The following is an 18,415-nucleotide window of genomic DNA, read 5'->3' on the forward strand; positions in this document are numbered from 1 at the left end:
CGCCCTAACGGCTGCCCCGAAGTGAGCCGGACACGTCAGGGAAGACTTCGCTGACTTTCTGCCGCAGGTTGGCGCCCTTGCGCGAGGCGACGGCGTTGAGGTCGGCAGCGAAGTCCAGGAGGTCGGCGCGCAGTGACGCAGCGAGTTCGTCCGTACCGGAGGCAAGCATCCGCACGGCCAGAAGGCCCGCGTTGCGTGCACCGCCGATGGATACCGTTGCCACCGGCACACCCGCGGGCATCTGGACGATGGACAGCAGGGAGTCCATGCCGTCAAGGGTCTTGAGCGGGACGGGGACGCCGATGACCGGCAGGGGAGTAACGCTGGCCAGCATGCCCGGCAGGTGCGCGGCGCCGCCGGCCCCGGCGATGATGACGCGCAGCCCCCGCTCGTGAGCCGTCTGGCCGTAGCGGATCATCTCGGTCGGCATCCGGTGGGCGGAGACGACGTCAGCTTCGAACGGGATGCCGAATTCGGCGAGGGCCTCGGCCGCCGCCTCCATGACGGGCCAGTCCGAGTCGGAGCCCATGACCAGGCCCACCAGGGGGCTGGCACCGGGACCGGCGGCTGGGGTGGCTTCGGCGCTCATGCGTTCTCCTCGAAGATAGGGGATGGTTCCTCGGCGCCGGCACGTCCATCACGGATGATGGCCGCCACCGCCGTTGCCCGGCGCCTGACCGAGTCAACGTCCGTCGTCGAACTTCCCACCAGGTTGACATGGCCGATCTTACGTCCGGGCCGCACGGATTTGCCGTAGCAATGGACCTTGGCGGCCGGCTCGCTGGCCAGGGCCATCGGGTAGGCGGAGAAGAGGTCCTGGTTTTCCCCGCCCAGGAAATTCTTCATCACGGTGACGGGGGCCAATGCGTCGGTGGCGCCGAGTGGAAGGTTGAGGACGGCGCGCAGATGCTGTTCGAACTGGCTGGTGATGGAGCCATCCTGGGTCCAGTGGCCGGTGTTGTGTGGCCTCATGGCCAGTTCGTTGACCAGGAAGCCGGCGCCCGAGCCCGGCGTCTCGAAAAGTTCAACAGCGAGGACGCCGGTGACGTTGAGCTCCGCTGCGATACGCAATGCGGCGTCCTCGGCGGCTGCGGCCACCTCCAGCGGGATGTCCAGCGCGGGTGCGATCACCTCGTCACAGACACCATCCACCTGGATGGTGTGGACCACCGGCCAGGCCCGGGCTTCGCCATCAGGTGTCCGCGCCACCAGGGCGGACAGTTCGCGGGTGAACTCCACCTTCGCTTCGGCCAGCAAGGGGCTCATGGCGGCGAACCATTCGGCGGCGCCGGCAGCTTCCTCTGCGGAGGCAATAATCCGGACGCCCTTGCCGTCGTAGCCTCCGCGCGGCATCTTCAGTACCACGGGCCAGCCCGTTTCCTCGCCGAAGCTGACCAGGTCTGCGACATTGGCCACTGACGCCCAGGCGGGGTTGGGCAGTTCCAACCGGTCGATGGCTGCGCGCATGACCAGTTTGTCCTGTGCATGGACCAAGGCGTCCGGTCCGGGCTGGACATTGACCCCCGCTTCCTGGAGCGCCCTGAGGTGCGCCGTGGGCACGTGCTCGTGGTCAAACGTCATCACGTCCAGGCCCCGGGAAAATTCCAGGAGGGTCTGCAGGTCCTTGTAATCGCCCACCGGCGTGGCCGGTACGGCAGAGACCGCGGAAACGTCCTCGCCTTCGGCGAGGACACGGAGTTCGAAGCCGAGTGCTGTAGCGGCAGGGGCCATCATTCGCGCAAGCTGGCCGCCGCCAACTACACCTATTACTGGAAAAGTCACGTATGCCAGCCTACCGAAGACGCACCGTATCGCGCTTTTACGGCCCGGCGGGAGCGTGACATTTTCTGCTGCGGGCCGGCAGCGGGGGCAGTCCGGGGCCAGTCCAAAGCTTTGGGGGCTAAAATGGGTCCTTGGCCGAGTGGCCCACAGTTCGGACGGCCATGGAGGGTCATGTTTAGCGCACTTGCAGATCGTATCCGGGGGCTTGCCTCGCTCTTCTGGCGGGAAGTGGCCAAATTCGGGGCCGTGGGCGGTGTGGCATTCGTCATCGACAACGGGCTGACGTACTACCTGATGCACGGCCCGATGTCGGACAGCGAAGCGAAGGCGCGCTTCGTGGGCGCCACCGTGGCCACGGTCTTCTCGTGGATCGCAAACCGTTTTTGGACTTTCCGGCACCGGCGCCAGGCCAATGTTCTTCGCGAGTTCGTCATGTTCGTCATCATCAATGGCATCGGGATCGGGATCTCCACCGGATTCACCGCGCTGGCCAAGTACGGGATGGGTATCGACGACAAGAACCTGCTCTTCCTGGCAGGGGTCGCGGGCATCCTCGTCGCCACTGTTGTCCGGTTCTTCGCGTACCGCTTCCTGGTGTTCAACCAGGAGCTGGACCAGGAGCCGGAGTTCTCGCACGACCACGAACTCATCGAAGCGCACCCGCACCGGGAGTCCGCGCGCGCCGAACGTCCCGCTTCCGCCCCTGTCGACGGTGGCCCGAAGGCCTAGGACCCGCGCCTGCTAGCTGCCGTGGATGCGTTCGTCGGCCAGCAGTTTGTCCGTGAGTTCAACATCCGGGTGGGTCAGGACCACGGAGCCGCCGTGCTGCCAGGCGCCCAGCGCGTTGGACAGCGCTGACTCGAGGCCGTTGCCCGCTGGAATGTGGAGGCGGACGCCTTCCCCATGGGATGCGCCAAAGTCGGTGAGCAGGTCCTTGTGCTCCACCGGACGCCCGTCGCCCGTCAGGAGCGCGCGGGCTGAGGGATCAGGATCCGCGTGCGGCATGAACACGTCCGCGTGGGACCGTACCTCTGCCGCGTAGTCGATGCAGCCACCCGGAAGTTCCCCTGGCCAGCGCATGGCGAGGGCGGGCAGCGCGACGGCGATCACGGCGCCGTGCCCGCTTGTCGCCTCACGAGGGGCGGCTGTCACCGTAAAGTCCACCGGTCCGCCGTCGAACACTGCTTCCAGGCCAAGCTGCCAGCCGGCCAGCGCCCAGACCAAAGCCTTCCAGTGCGCCGGAAGCGCAAGTCCGAGGCGCATGCCCGGCTCCGCGTCGAGCTCGTCCTGGAGCAGGTTGCTGGTCTTGGCCACCCAGTTGTCCAGGACCCGGCCCGACAATTCAACCCGTTCCGAATCCGGCCCGTACCAGGTCAGGCGCGGTGCCGTGGAGTTGCCGGAACGGAGGTTGCCCATCAGGGTGATGGCGGGGATCGATGTCATGGCTTCATCCTGCCATCCTGGCATCCCTGGGTCACCAGCAGCTGGACGCTGCGTCCCCAGTCCGCCGGCAGAGTGATGTTTATCACGTGGCCTACTAAGGGTGCTTGCTATTTTGGCACTTAGCGGGTATTTTCCCCGTCGTGGCGCTGTTTTTGCGGCTTTCACGGCCGGAATATGCTGCTTCCGGCCCGCGCCACGCCGAAGCCGGCAAAAAACCCGGGCGTGGCGTGCGCAAAGTTCTTAGGTCTCACTGTCTATTATCCCGGCTACGGCTTGACTCACCCTAGTTACACGCGTGTAATTAGGTATCTAAAGCAATTGCGTAAATACCGGCACACAACCGAGTGTCCACGTATCAAGGCAGTGGCTGCAACGTCAGGAGGGTCGCCGTGGGGCAAGCAGAGCGTATCCAGGAAGATGCCGTCGTAGCCGGCCAGGCAACGGCAAAGTACCGTGCGCGGGGGGTGCCAAGCGATTGGTACGTTGACCCCGCCGATCCTGATGCTGCGGAACGGTACAAGAGGAACTCCGGCAGTGTCCTCGAGGATCAGGCCACGGCGTTCCTCGCGGCGCATGAGGCCCTGCTGGACGGCGCGGAACCGGAGGGCGACCTGGATCCGCCCATGGAGTTGGCCGCCGGCGGAAGCGTGCAACCGGTGTGGATCGGACTGCCGCTCCAACAGGACTTCGATGACGAAGGCGAACTGGGCTGGCAGACTGACGCTTTGTGCGCCCAGACTGACCCGGAGGCGTTCTTCCCGGAAAAGGGCGGATCCACCCGCGACGCCAAGAAGGTGTGCGGCGCCTGCAACGTACGGTCGCAATGCCTGGAGTACGCGCTGGCCAACGACGAACGGTTCGGCATCTGGGGAGGCCTTTCCGAGCGTGAGCGCCGGCGGCTTAGGAAGCGAGCGATCTAATTCTTCAGGATGTCCATGTCACTGCCGTTGTGGTCGCCCACAACGGCAGTGCCTATCTGCCCAGAACCCTGTCAGCCCTGGCTGGCCAGACCCGGCCTGTCGACCGTGCCATCGGCGTTGATGCCGGTTCTGTCGATGACTCCCACAGCCTGCTTCGGGAATCCCTGGGCGACGCCAGCGTACTGGCCTACCCCCGGACCAAGGGCGGTATGGGTGCGGCCATCTCCGCAGGCCTCGCCGGTTTGGTTCCTAAAGCCTGGTCGGGCGGCGACAGGACGGAATGGATCTGGCTGCTGCACGACGACGCGGCCCCGGCCCCGGATGCCCTCGCTGAACTCCTCGGCGCCGTGGAGCGTGCGCCTTCCGTGACCGTGGCCGGCTGCAAGCAGCTCGACTGGCACTCGCCGCGCCGGCTCATCGACGTCGGGCTTTCCACCAGCCGGTGGGCTGAGCGGCTCACCCTGATCGACGCCGATGAGCTGGACCAAGGCCAGTACGACGGCCGCACCGACACTTTCGCCGTCAATTCCGCTGGCATGCTGGTCCGCCGGGACGCTTGGGAACAACTGGGCGGTTTCGATCCCGCCCTGCCTGGCAGCGGCGACGACGTTGACTTCTGCTGGCGGAACCGGCTGGCCGGCCACCGCGTCGTGGTGGTCCCCGCGGCCCGCATGTTCCACGTCGCGCACCGGCCCCACGCGTTGGGCAACCCCGCAGCAGCCCGCAAGGCCCAGGTACACCTGCGGCTCAAGCACAGCCCCCTCTGGATGGTGCCGGTCCACGGCCTTGGAGCGTTGCTGGGCAGCCTCTTCAAACTTGTCCTGAGCATCGTGGTCAAGGATCCCGGCCACGGCATTTCACAGCTCCTGGCCACCTGTGCGGCCCTGGGCCGTCCACGGTTGGTGGCAAAAGCCCGAAGGGCGGCCAAACGGACCCGGCGGATCCGCCGCTCGGTGATCCGCAAGCTGCAAACACCACGCCGTGAAGTGTGGAGCCACCGCCGGTCCCTGATGGAGGCGCTGGGATCGGACGGATCCGGCGCTGACCACCTGGTGCAGGATCCGCTCGCCCACCAGCCCACCGGTGACGCCGCTGATGACTTCGCCGCCCTCGCCACCGCCAAGAGGGGATGGGTGGGCAACGGCGCCCTCGCTGCCGTCATCATTGCGTCAATCGCCTCGCTCCTCGCCCTCACCGGATTGTTCCGGGCCAATGCCGTCACCGGCGGCGGCCTGATCCCGGTATCGGCGGGTTTGGGCGACATCTGGCACAACGCCTCCGGCTGGTGGATCAGCCTGGGAGCCGGACTTCCCGGCCATGGCGACCCCTTTGACTATGTGCTGTGGATTATCGGTGTCCTGGGTGGCGGCGATGCCAACCCGGCCATGGCGTGGCTCCTCCTCCTGGGCGCCCCGCTCTCCGGCCTTACCGCCTGGTTTGCGGCAGGCGGCCTGACGGCCCGGCGCCGGCTCCGGCTCGCAGCCGCCATTTTCTGGGCGGCTGCCCCGGCACTGCAGGTTGCCCTCAACCAAGGCCGCGCCGGCGCACTCATAGCGCACATGATGATTCCGCTGGTGGTCCTGGGCCTGTTGCGGGCTACTGGTTCAGCCGTGGGCCATGGCAGCTTCAGCCTGGAAGCCCCCGCTGATGCACGTCCGGCCGACCAAGCGCCTGCTAAACCCGGCGTCAACGGCATGCCATCCTGGACTGCCTCCGCCGCAGCCGGCCTGGCGCTGGCCGTCACGACGGCCTCCGCCCCTTCCCTGCTTGTCCCGGCCGTTGTGCTCATAGTCCTCTGCGGCGTCCTGTTGGGGCGGCGGGGGAGGACCGTGTGGTGGGCCCTGCTGCCCAGTGCGGCCCTGTTCGTGCCGTTCGGCCTTTCCACCATCGACCGGCCGCGCGCACTCCTGGCCGACCCCGGACTCCCGCTTGGCTTCGATGCCGCGCCTCTGTGGCAGCAAATTATCGGACAGCCCCTGGCGTTTGACCCTGCGGGCGGGCTGCAGGGGCTTGGCCTGTTCTCCGGCGGACCGGTGCCGTGGGCGCTGCTGATGGCACTCCTGATCTCGGTCCCGGTCGTGGCCCTGGCCATCGTTGGCCTCTTCGTCGCGGGACGCCCGGTCCGGGCCGTTCGCTGGTTCTGGATCGTGGCACTGGTGTCACTGGCCAGCGGATGGCTGACCAGCCACGTGGCCACGGGCATCAACGCCGAGTCCCTGGTAACCCCCTTCCCGGGACCGGCGGTTTCGGCTGCCTCCTTCGCCCTGCTGTCCGCCGCAATCCTGGGCGCCGGCCAGGTCATGTCTGCCGTTGACCGCAGATCCGCTGCCGGGTCCAAGGCCACCACTGCGGCACGCGCCGGGCTGGCAGTGGGCCTGGTGATGCTTCTGGCCGGACCTTTGGCCGGGATGGCTGCGTGGTCCGCCCAAAACCTCCTGCGTCCGGCCGCCGCCCCCGCGCCTGCAGCACCGGCCGGCACTCCCGGCCCATCCGGCTCCGGGACGGACCGAGCACTGGGCTCCGCCCGGCTGGTGGAGGCCGCGAACGCACGGTCCCTGCCTGCTACGGCGATCGACCGCGGTACCGGACCCGAACAGACCCGCACCCTGATCATCAGCACCAATGAGGACGGCACCTATAAGGCTTCCCTGATGCGGGGGGCCGGAACCACCCTGGACAACCTCTCGGCCATTGCCTCCGCCCGCACCATCATCGGCGCCCCGGGCGCGGAAGAGGTCCGCGACGACGACGACGTCACAGGCTCCGTCCGCCGTGTCGTCGCCACGCTGGTTGCCGGCCAGGGAGTGGATCCCCGTGCCGACCTCGAACAACTGGGCGTCGGCTTCGTGGTGCTGCGGGCCGCAGACACGGCAGCCCAACTGACGGCCAGCCGCATGGATGCCGTACCCGGCCTGGTGGCAGTGGGTCAGACGGACGTCGGCTGGCTCTGGCGCATCAGCCCATCGAACCAGGCGGTCCTGCAGGCCGCGGACGTCGCCCACCGCGTCCGCATCGTGGATCCGCGCGGTGCCACCACAACCTCCGTCCCCTCCAACAGGGACGGCGTTGACGCTGCCGTCCCAACCGGTCCGGAGGGCCGTCTGGTGGTGCTTGCCGAGCGGGCGGACCCGGGCTGGAGCGCCTGGCTCGACGGCCGCAAGCTGACCTCCACCACGTCCGGCTGGGCCCAGGCCTTCACCCTTCCTGCCTCGGCCGGCCAGCTCACGGTCCGCTACGACAACCCGTGGGCTTTCTGGGCCGCTGCAGGCCAAATCACGGTGATCGGCCTGACCGTCATCCTCGCTGTCCCGATGCCGACGCAACGGCCGCGGACCGGCCTCTCACGCGACGAGGGCTCCCTGCGTAAGGAACACCAAAATGCATGAGCACACCCCGCCGGCGGATTCCGGGGCTCCCGCGCCGGTCCAGGCACCGGCTCCAGTCCAAAGCGAAAACGATGGTAACGCCAAACGGACCGGCCGCGGTTCCACCCGGGTGCCTCGCGTCAGCGGGCGGGCAGCGGCGGTAGCCGGAGCAGCCGCAGGGGTGCTCATCCTCGCGGGTGGTGGAGCCGTAGTGGCTGCCGGGTCGCTGGTGCAGGGGCCGGCGTCGAGCCGTGTCCTTCCGGTGGTGCGGGCAGCTGTTCCGGCAGGAGCCAGTGTTGGCGTGTGCCCGGGCCCGGCGAGGCTGCTGGAGGGTACGGGCACAGGCACCGACGCCCAGTTCCGGCCGGAGTCGGCCACCGCCGCAACCAAGGTCACCGCGGCCGTGCTGGGCGCCGGCGGCGTTCTGCCTGCGAGCCGCCTGACCCGCCTGGACGGGACGGCCGTCGTTGAGATCGCCAAGGACGCCGGGAAGCCTCCGGCGGCCGGCGCACCACAGGAGCTCCTCGCCGGAGTGGTGGCGGACCGGGCCGCAGACCAGGTCAACGTCCTCAGCGCCAACGCCGTGGCCAACCAGAACGCGTCCGCGGCCGGTGCCATGAAATACACCGCCACCGACGGCGACTTGCAGGGGAGTGCGGCAGCCACCTGCGGACAACCTTCCAACGACCAGTGGCTGGGAGGTGCCAGCACCACGGTGGGCCGCACTTCCGTCCTGGCATTGACCAACGCTTCCAGCACCCCTGCCACGGTAAGCCTGGAACTGTACGGTGGCGCAGGGCAGATCCAGGCGCCGGGCAGCCGAGGCCTGCTGGTGGCTCCCGGCACCACCCGCAGCGTCGTCCTTGCCGGCCTGGCCCCCAACGTTCCCCAGCTCAGCGTGCGCGTACGAAGCGCCGGCGGACCCGTGGCCGCCTCGATCCAGCAAAGCGTCCTGCGCGGCCTGACCCCGGGCGGCGTGGACTTCATTGCGCCCGGGGCGGCACCGGCCGTGCGCCAGGTCGTGCCAGGAGTGGATATCCAGGATCCGGCCGGGCTTGCCGCGCTGACGTCCCGCAACGGTTACGGGGATGCCGCCCCGGCGCTCCAACTGACGGTTCCGGGCGCTTCGGACGCCGTGGTGGAGATCAAGCTGTATGGACGGGACGGCCAAACCGCGCTCCCAGCCGGCGGAGTGGTCACCGCAAAGGCCGGCTCCGTCACGGAAGTGTCCCTGGCCGGGGTTCCGGCGGGCCAGTACACCATTGCCGCCTCATCGGACGTTTCCTTCGTGGCGGCCGCCCGAATGAGCCGCGGCCTTCAAGCCGGGCAACCCTCGGATGTGGCGTGGGCGGGATCCGCCGTGCGGCTGGGCAGCCAGCATGTTGTTCCCGTCCCCAAGGGCGGCTTGCGCCAGCTGGTGTTCGGGGCCCTGGACACGCGGGCCACCATTACCTACGCGCCAATCACCGCCGATGGCAAGGTCAGGCCGGCCGCCACCGCGGACATAGCCGGCGGAACCACCGCCACCATTACCGTTCCGGACCAGGCTGACGGTGCCGACGTCGTCGGGTATGTGGTGTCGGCGTCGGGGGATGCCGCCTACGGTTCCGTGCTGTTGGGCCAGGACGGTCGCAACGACGTCTCAACCCTGGCTTTCCTGCCGGCTGCCGCCGGACAGGAAACCGTCCCGGTTACCCTGGGCGACTAGGATTCCTGACAGCCGGCACGCCCGGTCGAGACCCGGGGCCTGCCGCGCGGCTGCCCCGGGTGGCGGGCTCAGTAGCGGCGGCGGTAGACCGGGTCCAGGGTCTCCGGGGCTACGCCGAGCATCTCCGCGGTGTGCTCCACCACGACGTCGTGGACCAGGTCCTGGAGCTCCTCCACGCTGGAGCAGGCGTTCTCAACAACGCGGCGGTACACCGTAATCATGGGCCCCTCGCCACCAGCGGCGGGCGTATAGGCCCCCATGGGGGCAGTGCTGCCCTTGGCGGCCAACTGTTCGAGGTCCGGCGGGATTTCGTCGACGCCGAACCGGACGCCGTCAAGGGTCTTGCCCCAAATGTCATGGAGCCGCTGCGCTGAGTCCAAGACCAGATCGTCGAAGCGGTCGCCGCGGGTTCGGTAGCCGGGGTGGGTGGGGAGCATTACTTCGCCGCGCAGGCCGCGTCCGTGGCGGTTCCGGCGCCGCCGCAGGAAGCTCCTGCCGGTGGTTTCCACGCCCGGCGCAGCCGAGGCGTCCGGGTCAGCCAACCGGACCGAAAAACCTGATTCATGGTTCGATGACTGCATATACCGACTCTAAACCCGGGGGCGGATTTACGCGATATATTCCCCGGGCGGCCCGTCCGCGTCGGGGACCGCAGCCAATGCACGGCTTTCGAGGGATATAAGGGTAGTCTGTGATGTCGTGGGAGCTATCCGTCAATGTTCAAGGTCCGCCTGCCGCCAGTCGGCGGTAGCCACCCTGACGTACGTCTATGCGGACTCCACGGCCGTCCTCGGTCCACTGGCCACCTACGCCGAGCCACACTGCTACGACCTCTGTGAACAGCATGCGGGCTCGTTGACCGTTCCGCGCGGTTGGGAAGTTTTGCGGCTGGCTATGCCGTCCACCCCACAGCAGCCCGGCCCGGACGACCTCCTGGCACTCGCCAACGCCGTCCGTGATGCCGCGGCGCGCCCGTCGGAGCCACAGCCGCCCACCCAGCGCGGGCACCATTCCGCCCTCGAAGCGCCGGCCGGAACCGAAGGAACCCGGCGGGGGCACCTGCGCGTCCTTCGGGAACCTTCCTGACCTGGATCTGGCGGTAGGCTGGTTGCTGCACATCTTTTCCGCTACCGGCGCGAGCGCGCCCGCCAGGGAGCAAGAACACATGCCAAAGATCAGTCCCGAGCTGTTGTCCGTCCTGCGCTGCCCCGTGACCGGCTCGCCCTTGGTCCAGGAAGGCGAAGAACTGGTGGCCACCACGGCAGATGAAGCAGGCGTCAAGAACCGGTACGCCATCGAAGACGGTATTCCGTTGCTCCTTCCGCCGGAACTGCTGGCGGCAGCGGCAACGGCGGGCTCGGACCAGCACGATCCTGCCGCGGCAGGGCAATAGATCCACCTGCACCAGCCCGCACCGAGAACAGCAGAACGGGGACCAGGACCCCGCCTCAAGCAAAGGACCATTCATGACTTTTGAGTACAAAGTTGCCGATATCTCCCTGGCGGAAGCCGGGCGGCACCAGATCCGCCTGGCGGAGCACGAAATGCCCGGCCTGATGTCCCTGCGCGAAGAATTCGGGCCAACGCAGCCGCTCAAGGGCGCCCGGATCGCAGGCTCCCTGCACATGACGGTGCAGACCGCGGTGCTGATCGAAACGCTCACCGCGCTGGGCGCCGAGGTCCGCTGGGCCTCCTGCAACATCTTTTCCACCCAGGACGAGGCCGCAGCGGCAGTTGTCGTGGGCAAGGGCACCGTCGAGGATCCGCAGGGTGTGCCCGTTTTCGCCTGGAAGGGCGAGACCCTCGAAGAATACTGGTGGACGGCCGAACAGATCCTCACCTGGCCCGGTGCCGAGTCCAACCCCGAACTGGGTCCCAACATGATCCTGGATGACGGCGGCGACGCCACCATGCTGGTCCACAAGGGTGTCGAGTTCGAGGCCGCGGGCAACGTCCCCTCCGCCGATCCCGAGGATTCCGAGGAGTACGGTATCTTCCTCGAGGTGCTCCGCCGCTCCCTCGCCGCGGACCCGCAGAAGTGGACCCGCACGGCGGCCACCATCAAGGGTGTCAGCGAAGAGACCACCACCGGTGTCCACCGCCTGTACCAGCTCGCGGACCAGGGCAAGCTGCTGTTCCCGGCCATCAACGTCAATGACTCCGTCACCAAGAGCAAGTTCGATAACAAGTACGGCATCCGACACTCCCTGCCCGACGGCATCAACCGTGCCACCGACGTGCTCATGGGCGGCAAGGTCGCCGTCGTCTGCGGGTACGGCGACGTCGGCAAGGGTGCCGCAGAGGCCCTCCGCGGCCAAGGCTCACGGGTGATCGTCACCGAGATCGATCCCATCTGCGCGCTTCAGGCAGCCATGGACGGCTACCAGGTGGCCAAGCTGGAATCAGTCCTGGCACAGGGCGACATCTTCATCACCACCACGGGCAACAAGGATGTCATCATGGCCGAGCACATGACGGGCATGAAGAACAAGGCCATCGTGGGCAACATCGGCCACTTCGACAACGAAATCGACATTGCCGGCCTTGCCCGCGTTCCCGGCGTGAAGAAGGTTGAGATCAAGCCGCAGGTCCACGAGTGGGTCTTCGACGCCGGCAGCGACGCCGAGCGCTCCATCATTGTGCTGTCCGAGGGCCGGCTCCTCAACCTGGGCAACGCCACGGGCCACCCGTCCTTCGTGATGAGCAACTCGTTCGCGAACCAGACCATCGCGCAGATCGAGCTGTGGACCAAGAAGGACCAGGACGAGTACGAAAACAGGGTGTACGTCCTGCCCAAGGTCCTGGACGAAAAGGTCGCCCGCCTGCACCTGGACGCTCTGGGCGTGGAGCTCACCGAGCTGACCAAGGACCAGGCTGAATACCTGGACATCGACGCGGCCGGCCCGTACAAGCCTGAGCACTATCGTTACTGACACGTGAGGGCCCGGGCGCAGCAACGCGCCCGGGCCGTTATTTTCTGCACGTAGGATCGACACCATGGAGCCTGAGGAAAAGCCCCGCCGCCGGGGGAGCGTAAAGAAGATTCTCGCCGTAGCAGCCGTCTGTGTCCTGGCTGCCGTGGGCGGGGTTTTCGCCGCCGTCGCACCGGGCCTTGCTGGGAGTCCGCTCGAATCTGAAGCCTCCTCAGCACTGCGGACGTCGCCCGGAATCGCTTCCCCCATCGTGCCCCCGGTGACCCTGGATGCATCGCCGGCCAACGGCGCCAAGCAGGTCAACCCCGCGGCGCCGGTTTCCCTGAAAGTGGCCAACGGGACCATCCAGCGCGTCACCCTTACCAGTACTGCCGGGAAAATCGTCGAAGGCAGCATCGACCCCAACGGGACGGCATGGTCCGCCTCCGGCCCCCTGGAGTTCAACACGGACTACAGCTACACGTTCGTGGTCAAGGACTCGGCCGGACGCGAAACCAGCACCACCCAGGCCTTCAACACAGTGTCCAGCTCGCATGAGGCAGATGCCGCCATCTACCCGCTCAACGGCATGAAGGTGGGCGTCGGGCAGCCCTTGCAGATCATCTTCAGCGAGCCGGTAGTCAACCGCGACGCCGTCGAAAAGGCCATCAAGGTCACCACCACGGCAGGCCAGAGTGGTGCGTTCCACTGGTACAGCGACACCATGGTCCGGTACCGGCCGGAAAACTTCTGGGCAGCCAATTCCACCATCACCATGGACATGCAGCTCTTTGGTGTCGACCTGGGCAACGGCCAGATCGCGAACTTCAACAAGAAGGTCAACGTCTCGATCGGAGACAAGAAGGTGGCGGTCGCGGATGCCACCGCGCACACGTTCTCGCTCAGCGTCAACGACCAGCCGGTCAAGACGCTGCCGGTCAGCATGGGGGACAAGCGGTTCCCTTCAGCCAAGGGATACGCGGTGCTGATGGAGAAGAACAGGTTTGACCATTTCCGGGCCTCGACCATCGGGCTGAAACCCGGTGACCCCGCCTACTACGGTGAAGCAGACGTCGAATACACCATCCGCCTCACCCTGAGCGGCGCCTACATCCACCAGGCGCTCGAATCCGCCTACCCCTACATCGGGAACACCAACGTCTCCCACGGCTGCATCGGATTCCTGCCCGATGGCGCAGCCTGGGTGTTCGACAACATGGGAACCGGAGACGTGGTCCAGATCATCAACACCGAGGGCGACTACGCGGCCAACACTGACGGCTATGGCGACTGGAACATCCCGTGGAACGAGTACGCCAACTGAGTCAGCCGTTGAACGGCAGCCGCTGGAGCCGTTGACCCACCGAGGAATTCCGGCGGCGCGATTCAGAAAGCCTGGTGAACTCCCGGTTCCGGCGCTCGGCGACGACGGCGGCCAGGAAGTGGTCAGGGCCGGTCCCCGGGGGCGGCGCGGGGGATACGTGCGACGACAGTTCGGAGGCGATCGCCGCGGCCATCTGCGCCCTGGACTGCGGCGCCATCCGGCCGGCCTGGCGAATGAACTGCGCCGCCCTGCGGGCCGTGGCGTCCGGAATCCGGCCGATGTCCGCGGCCGCTGCCCAGGGCTGCAGGTGCGGCGGCACGAACACGCGGATTGCTGCGTCGGCAGGCACCCGGCTGCGGACCGCGTAGGTGCCGGCCAACATATCGCCCAGGCGGCGGGATTTGTCGTTGAAGAGCGCCACCGCGCATGCCAGGCCGCCGAACGTCAGGTAGATTTCGAGGAATCCTGTCAGTCCCCGGATCAGCGCGTGCCGGAACCTGATACTGCCGCCGTCTTCGCGGACAACCCGGAGGCCGGTGGCTAACTTGCCCAGCGACCTGCCCCGGCTCAGTGTCTCGACCCCCACCGGGACGACGACGAGGCAGAACACCGCGGCGGTCAGGGCCAGCGCACGCGCGGCGGCCTCATCCAGGTCCCTGCCGGCGGCGGCCAGGCCAAACATGAATCCCACCAGCAGGACCACATGGAAGACGACGTCGATGACCAGGCCCAGAGCGCGGGCGGCGAAGGTGGCCGGCCGAAGTTCGAGGACGACTGCTTCGCCGGTGATGATTGGACTCACTGCGTCCCTGCCCTTCGCAGCTGGAGATGCGGACGACCGCATGGGTGCGGACGGTCAAAGTCTAATGCCGGGCGCTAGGCTGTAGCCGTGGATATGGACGCCTTCTCCGCCGTGAACGCGGACAAGTGGTCGCGGCTGAAGGAGCTCGCTGCCAAACGCAGGCTCACGGGTGCCGAGGCCGATGAACTGCTGGCCCTGTACCAATCCGTGTCCGGGCACCTGTCACTGGTTCGTTCCATTGCACCCGAGAGTGCATTGTCGGCCTCGCTCTCCGCCACGCTCGCCTCGGCCAGGACCCGCTTCACCGGTGCCCGGTCCAACGCGATGGCAGACCTTGCGAGGTTCTTCGTGGCGGCCCTGCCGGCTGCGCTGTACCGGCTGAGGTGGCTCACGATGGCCTGCGGGGCAGTCTTCGTCCTCGTCGCTGCCGCCTACGCGGCGTGGATCGGAACGTCCCCGGATGCCCTCCGTGCGGTGGCATCCGAATCCGCCGCCGCGCAGTATGTCGACCAGGACTTCATCAACTATTACTCGGAAAATCCGGCAGCATCCTTCGCCGGGGCCGTGTGGACCAACAACGCCTGGATCTGCGCCCAGGCGGTGGCCCTCGGAATTACCGGCGTCTGGGTGCCGATGATCCTGTTCAACAACGCACAGGGCGTGGGAATTGCGGCCGGGATCTTCGCATCTGCCGGCAAATCCGATGTTTTCTTCAGCTACATCCTGCCGCACGGCCTGATGGAGCTCACCGCCGTCTTTGTGGCCTCCGCTGCCGGCCTGCGCATCTTTTGGGCAATGGTCTCACCGGGTCCGCGGACCAGGAGCCGCGCCGTGGCGGAAGAGGGCAGGTCGCTGGTTACGGTGGCCCTGGGGTTGGTCCTGGTGCTGTTCGTCTCGGGCCTCGTGGAAGGTTTCGTGACGCCCAGCCCGCTGCCGGCTTGGGCCAGGATTGGCATCGGCGCGGCGGTTCTTGCTGCGTACTGGCTTTATGTCCTGGTGTGGGGCCGTCGGGCCTACCTGGCAGGGGAACGCGGCGACCTTCGCAGCGAAGACGCGGGCTATACGGAAATCGCTGCCTGAATCGTTGTAATCCAGACGGGGTGGTTCCTCGCCCAGCCGAAGTTCCGGACGGTAGGCTCGAGGGCAGAATGAATCGCGCCGGCAGACTTGGACCGGTGCGGAACCTGACGGAAGTGACGCTGCTGTGAACGACGAAACACCGGCCCGCGCCAAAAGCGAAGCGCCGCAGCCGGAACCGATCCTGGACACCTCCGGGGATTCCGACGAGCCCGCGTTTTCCTGGCTGACACCTGCCGGTGGTAAGACTTCCGGCCGGGAAGACGCTGTACAGGAAACCAAAGCACCGCAGGCGGACAGCAGGGCGGGCCGCCGGGCGGCGGAATCCGCCGTCGGCTCCTCCGGCACGGGATCTTCGGCCGACGGGTCCCCGCAGGCGGCGGCCGGGACATCCGTTAAGGAGCCGCGCGGCTCAGCCGGCCAGGTCTTCAAGGAACCGCTTCCCACCTCCGCCCTGCACGTCCGTCCGCCCGAGGAAGAAGTGGAGCGCCGCAACGCCCAGCGCGAAAGCGCCGCGAACGCCAAACCGGTTGCCCCCCGCGTCATGCAGGTCCTGCTGGCCGTCATCTACCCCTTCATCCTCCTCATCCTGGCCGTCCGGGCAGTGACCAGCCCGCTTTTCCTCTGGGTGGAATACAACCGTCCCGGTTTCCCCGGCGACGGATACGGCTTCAGCACTGACGACAGGATGACCTACGGCTCCTACGCCGTTGACTACCTGAGTAACTGGGCCGGCCCGCGGTACCTGGGAGACCTGGTGCAGCGCGGCGGCGAAAAGCTCTTCAAGGACGGCGAGGTCAGCCACATGGCTGACGTCAAGACGGTCATCCTCTCCACCTTCGGCGCCGGCACCGCGCTGCTCATCCTCGCCCTGATCGCCCTCGTGTACCTGCGCAGGCGCAGCACCGGCGGAATCCGTCGCGCCCTCTTCGCCGGTTCGATCATTACCCTCGTCCTGATCCTGGGCCTGGGCACGCTGGCAGCCTTGGGCTGGCAGCAGTTCTTCACCGAATTCCACCGGATCTTCTTTGCCGACGGGTCCTGGACCTTCAGCCTGGATGACACCCTGATCCGGCTGTTCCCGAGCCAGTTCTGGATCGACGCCGGCATCGGCATCGGCGGCATGGTGCTCCTGGCATCCATCATCACGCTGGTGCTCACCTGGCCCACGCGTCGCCGCCGCGGTATTGTCCGGGAGGACACGGACGCCGAGGAGCCGGTGCCGGCGGATCAGCCGTAAATCCTGGCGATCTCCGCCTCATACTGCTGGACCACGGCGGCCCGCTTGAGTTTCAGTGATGGCGTCAGGTGTCCGGACTCCACCGTGAACTCGGTGTTGAGAAGCGTAAAGGTGCGCACTGACTCGGCTTTGGACACCAGCTGGTTGGCCAGGTCCACCGCTTCCTGGACGGCGGCGAGGACCTGGGGATCGCTGGTTGCCTCGCTGAGGGGGAGCGGCGGGAGGCCACGCTCCTCCCGCCAGTTGGCCACGCCTTCCGGGTCAAGGGTAAGCAAAGCGGACACGAACGGCTTCCCGTCTCCCACCAGCACCGCATGCCCCACCAGCTGATGGGTCCGAATCTTCTCTTCCAGCGGCCCAGGCGCCACATTCTTGCCGCCCGCGGTGACCAGCAGGTCCTTTTTCCGGCCGGTGACGGTGAGGAAACCGTCCTTATCCAGCACACCAAGGTCCCCGGTCCGGAAGAAACCATCCACGAACGCCTCCGCGTTCGCGGCCGGGTTTGCGTGATAGCCACGGAACACGCCAATTCCCTTGACCAGGATCTCTCCGTCTTCGGCCACCCGGATGGTGGTACCCGGAACGGGGATCCCCACCGTTCCCACCTTGGTGCGGGTCGGCGTGTTGGCCGTGCACGGTGCCGTGGTTTCGGTCAGCCCGTAGCCTTCCAGGACGGGAATGCCCACGCCCCGGAAGAAGTGTGCGTCCTCCAAAGCCAGGGGACTGGCCCCCGACACCGTGTATCCCACCTCGCCGCCCAGCGCCTGCCGCAGCCGGGGATAGACCAGCCGGTCAAACAGTCCGTGCCGCACGCGGTTGAGCAGCCCAGGGCCTGGTCCCTCGCCCCGGTTCTGCCGGTCTTGCTCCTTTGAGTATTCGATCGCTGCGTTCGAGGCCGCGTCGAACAGCCGGCCCTTGCCCGCAACCGCGGCCTTATGGGCCGCCGTTGCCCGGACCTTCTCGAAGATCCGCGGCACCACCAAAAGGAACGTTGGCCGGAACGAACCCAGGTCCTCCAGCAGCTGTGCCGCGCCCGGGGTGTGCCCCAGGGTGGCCCCCGCGGTGAGGCACACCACCTGCACGGCCCGGGCCAGCACATGGGCCAACGGAAGGAACATCAGTGTGCGGGGCTGGCCTTGCTGCAGGATTTCCGGCAGGAAAGCGACGATGTTCTTGGCCACCAGCGCGAAGTTCCCGTGCGTGATCTCACATCCTTTGGGCTTGCCGGTGGTGCCCGACGTGTACACCAGGGACGCGAGGTCGGCCAGGCCGGCGTGGCTGCGCTGCCTTTCCAGCTCGGTGTCGCTGACGCCGGCGCCGGCCGCGGCAAGGCTGGCAAGGTCCGGGGCCTCGCCGTCGTAATCCATCCGCACCACGTTGACCAGGCGGTCCCTGAGGACGTCGGAACCTGCCAGGACTCCGGCCACGAGCTGCACCGTCGCATGGTCGCCGGCGAACACGCGGCGGACTCCCGCGTCCTGGATGATCCACTCCACCTGGCTGGCGGATGACGTTTCGTAGATCGGCACCGTAACGCCGCCGGCGAACCAGATGGCGAAATCCACCAGGGTCCACTCGTAGGAGGTGCGGGCCATCACCGCCACCGTGTCGCCGGGTTCAAGGCCGCCGGCGATGAGCCCCTTGGCCAGCGCGCTGACGTCCTGGAGGAACTTCTGCGCGGAAACATCCACCCAACCGTTTGGGCCCTTGCGCCGGTACAGCGCGTGGGCGGGGTTTGCGGCATGCTGCTCCAGCAGCAGGTCAGTCACGTTGCTGTTGGCATCAAGCTCAACCAGCAGTTCCGTGCTCGCTTCTCTCACAGCAGGTCTCCGTTTCCGCTGC

The 18,415-nt window shown here is 67.2% G+C and carries 16 protein-coding genes; 10 read left to right on the forward strand and 6 right to left on the reverse strand.

Features of this window, described 5'->3' with window-relative positions:
* Positions 1-4 precede the first annotated feature (4 nt).
* Both purE and DFO47_RS14740 read right to left on the reverse strand, forming a co-directional pair.
* Entirely contained in the window at positions 5-589 is a 585-nt protein-coding gene (purE, locus tag DFO47_RS14735; RefSeq protein WP_018762930.1) for a 5-(carboxyamino)imidazole ribonucleotide mutase, read from the reverse strand.
* Entirely contained in the window at positions 586-1,782 is a 1,197-nt protein-coding gene (locus DFO47_RS14740) for a 5-(carboxyamino)imidazole ribonucleotide synthase (RefSeq protein WP_133832140.1), read from the reverse strand. Before DFO47_RS14740 ends, purE begins: the two co-directional genes overlap by 4 nt.
* A 171-nt stretch (positions 1,783-1,953) precedes the next feature.
* Between DFO47_RS14740 and DFO47_RS14745 the strand changes: the two genes are divergently transcribed.
* Complete coding sequence (locus DFO47_RS14745; RefSeq protein WP_018762932.1) at positions 1,954-2,511, forward strand: GtrA family protein; 558 nt, start codon at positions 1,954-1,956, stop codon at positions 2,509-2,511.
* Between the two features lie 12 nt (positions 2,512-2,523).
* Here the strand turns inward: DFO47_RS14745 and DFO47_RS14750 are convergent, their stop codons facing one another.
* On the reverse strand, positions 2,524-3,225 hold the full coding sequence (locus DFO47_RS14750; protein WP_133832141.1) for a TIGR03089 family protein: 702 nt from the start codon (positions 3,223-3,225) through the stop codon (positions 2,524-2,526).
* Between the two features lie 389 nt (positions 3,226-3,614).
* On the opposite strand from DFO47_RS14750, the gene DFO47_RS14755 reads away from it, so the two are divergent.
* From DFO47_RS14755 to DFO47_RS14765, 3 genes are read left to right on the forward strand one after another with little or no spacing between them, the layout of a single operon-like run.
* Positions 3,615-4,145, forward strand: coding sequence for a WhiB family transcriptional regulator (locus DFO47_RS14755; RefSeq protein WP_133832142.1), 531 nt, complete (start codon positions 3,615-3,617; stop codon positions 4,143-4,145).
* Positions 4,145-7,531: a glycosyltransferase gene (locus DFO47_RS14760; protein WP_279586713.1), complete on the forward strand. Its 3,387-nt coding sequence runs from the start codon at positions 4,145-4,147 to the stop codon at positions 7,529-7,531. Before DFO47_RS14755 ends, DFO47_RS14760 begins: the two co-directional genes overlap by 1 nt.
* Positions 7,524-9,218 carry a DUF5719 family protein gene (locus tag DFO47_RS14765; protein ID WP_133832144.1) on the forward strand — a complete coding sequence of 565 codons (1,695 nt, stop codon included), beginning with the start codon at positions 7,524-7,526 and terminating at the stop codon, positions 9,216-9,218. Before DFO47_RS14760 ends, DFO47_RS14765 begins: the two co-directional genes overlap by 8 nt.
* A gap of 68 nt (positions 9,219-9,286) precedes the next feature.
* Here DFO47_RS14765 and DFO47_RS14770 read toward each other — a convergent pair whose 3' ends face one another.
* Positions 9,287-9,799: a metallopeptidase family protein gene (locus DFO47_RS14770; RefSeq protein WP_026264921.1), complete on the reverse strand. Its 513-nt coding sequence runs from the start codon at positions 9,797-9,799 to the stop codon at positions 9,287-9,289.
* Between the two features lie 118 nt (positions 9,800-9,917).
* On the opposite strand from DFO47_RS14770, the gene DFO47_RS14775 reads away from it, so the two are divergent.
* The 4 genes from DFO47_RS14775 to DFO47_RS14790 all read left to right on the forward strand — a co-directional run bounded on the left by DFO47_RS14775 (position 9,918) and on the right by DFO47_RS14790 (position 13,454).
* The gene (locus DFO47_RS14775) at positions 9,918-10,304 is read left to right on the forward strand and encodes a DUF3499 domain-containing protein (protein ID WP_026264922.1); all 387 of its coding nucleotides are present in this window, start codon (positions 9,918-9,920) and stop codon (positions 10,302-10,304) included.
* Between the two features lie 79 nt (positions 10,305-10,383).
* Positions 10,384-10,611, forward strand: coding sequence for a hypothetical protein (locus DFO47_RS14780; protein ID WP_026264923.1), 228 nt, complete (start codon positions 10,384-10,386; stop codon positions 10,609-10,611).
* A 73-nt stretch (positions 10,612-10,684) separates the two neighbouring features.
* Complete coding sequence (gene ahcY / locus DFO47_RS14785) at positions 10,685-12,151, forward strand: adenosylhomocysteinase (protein ID WP_133832145.1); 1,467 nt, start codon at positions 10,685-10,687, stop codon at positions 12,149-12,151.
* Positions 12,152-12,215: 64 nt separating this feature from the next.
* Entirely contained in the window at positions 12,216-13,454 is a 1,239-nt protein-coding gene (locus DFO47_RS14790; RefSeq protein ID WP_133832146.1) for an Ig-like domain-containing protein, read from the forward strand.
* Position 13,455: 1 nt separating this feature from the next.
* On the opposite strand, the gene DFO47_RS14795 is transcribed toward DFO47_RS14790, so the two are convergent.
* The gene (locus DFO47_RS14795; protein ID WP_018762941.1) at positions 13,456-14,256 is read right to left on the reverse strand and encodes an RDD family protein; all 801 of its coding nucleotides are present in this window, start codon (positions 14,254-14,256) and stop codon (positions 13,456-13,458) included.
* Positions 14,257-14,343: 87 nt separating this feature from the next.
* On the opposite strand from DFO47_RS14795, the gene DFO47_RS14800 reads away from it, so the two are divergent.
* Together DFO47_RS14800 and DFO47_RS14805 are read left to right on the forward strand one after the other, a co-directional pair.
* Complete coding sequence (locus DFO47_RS14800; RefSeq protein ID WP_206073945.1) at positions 14,344-15,336, forward strand: stage II sporulation protein M; 993 nt, start codon at positions 14,344-14,346, stop codon at positions 15,334-15,336.
* A gap of 124 nt (positions 15,337-15,460) precedes the next feature.
* Positions 15,461-16,573, forward strand: coding sequence for a TIGR01906 family membrane protein (locus DFO47_RS14805; protein WP_133832147.1), 1,113 nt, complete (start codon positions 15,461-15,463; stop codon positions 16,571-16,573).
* Here the strand turns inward: DFO47_RS14805 and DFO47_RS14810 are convergent.
* Positions 16,564-18,393 (reverse strand): AMP-dependent synthetase/ligase, encoded by a 1,830-nt coding sequence (locus DFO47_RS14810; protein ID WP_133832148.1) that lies wholly within the window; start codon positions 18,391-18,393, stop codon positions 16,564-16,566. The two genes, DFO47_RS14805 and DFO47_RS14810, sit on opposite strands and share 10 nt — an antisense overlap.
* Positions 18,394-18,415 lie beyond the last annotated feature (22 nt).

Source organism: Arthrobacter sp. AG258, assembly GCF_004364695.1.
GTDB lineage: Bacteria > Actinomycetota > Actinomycetes > Actinomycetales > Micrococcaceae > Arthrobacter.

Coding starts and splice junctions, on each gene's coding strand:
- ahcY (WP_133832145.1), top strand. CDS start 10,685: ATGACTTTTGAGTACAAAGTTGCCGATATCTCCCTGGCGGAAGCCGGG.
- DFO47_RS14745 (WP_018762932.1), top strand. CDS start 1,954: ATGTTTAGCGCACTTGCAGATCGTATCCGGGGGCTTGCCTCGCTCTTC.
- purE (WP_018762930.1), bottom strand. CDS start 589: ATGAGCGCCGAAGCCACCCCAGCCGCCGGTCCCGGTGCCAGCCCCCTG.
- DFO47_RS14765 (WP_133832144.1), top strand. CDS start 7,524: ATGCATGAGCACACCCCGCCGGCGGATTCCGGGGCTCCCGCGCCGGTC.
- DFO47_RS14790 (WP_133832146.1), top strand. CDS start 12,216: ATGGAGCCTGAGGAAAAGCCCCGCCGCCGGGGGAGCGTAAAGAAGATT.
- DFO47_RS14770 (WP_026264921.1), bottom strand. CDS start 9,799: ATGCAGTCATCGAACCATGAATCAGGTTTTTCGGTCCGGTTGGCTGAC.
- DFO47_RS14780 (WP_026264923.1), top strand. CDS start 10,384: ATGCCAAAGATCAGTCCCGAGCTGTTGTCCGTCCTGCGCTGCCCCGTG.
- DFO47_RS14750 (WP_133832141.1), bottom strand. CDS start 3,225: ATGACATCGATCCCCGCCATCACCCTGATGGGCAACCTCCGTTCCGGC.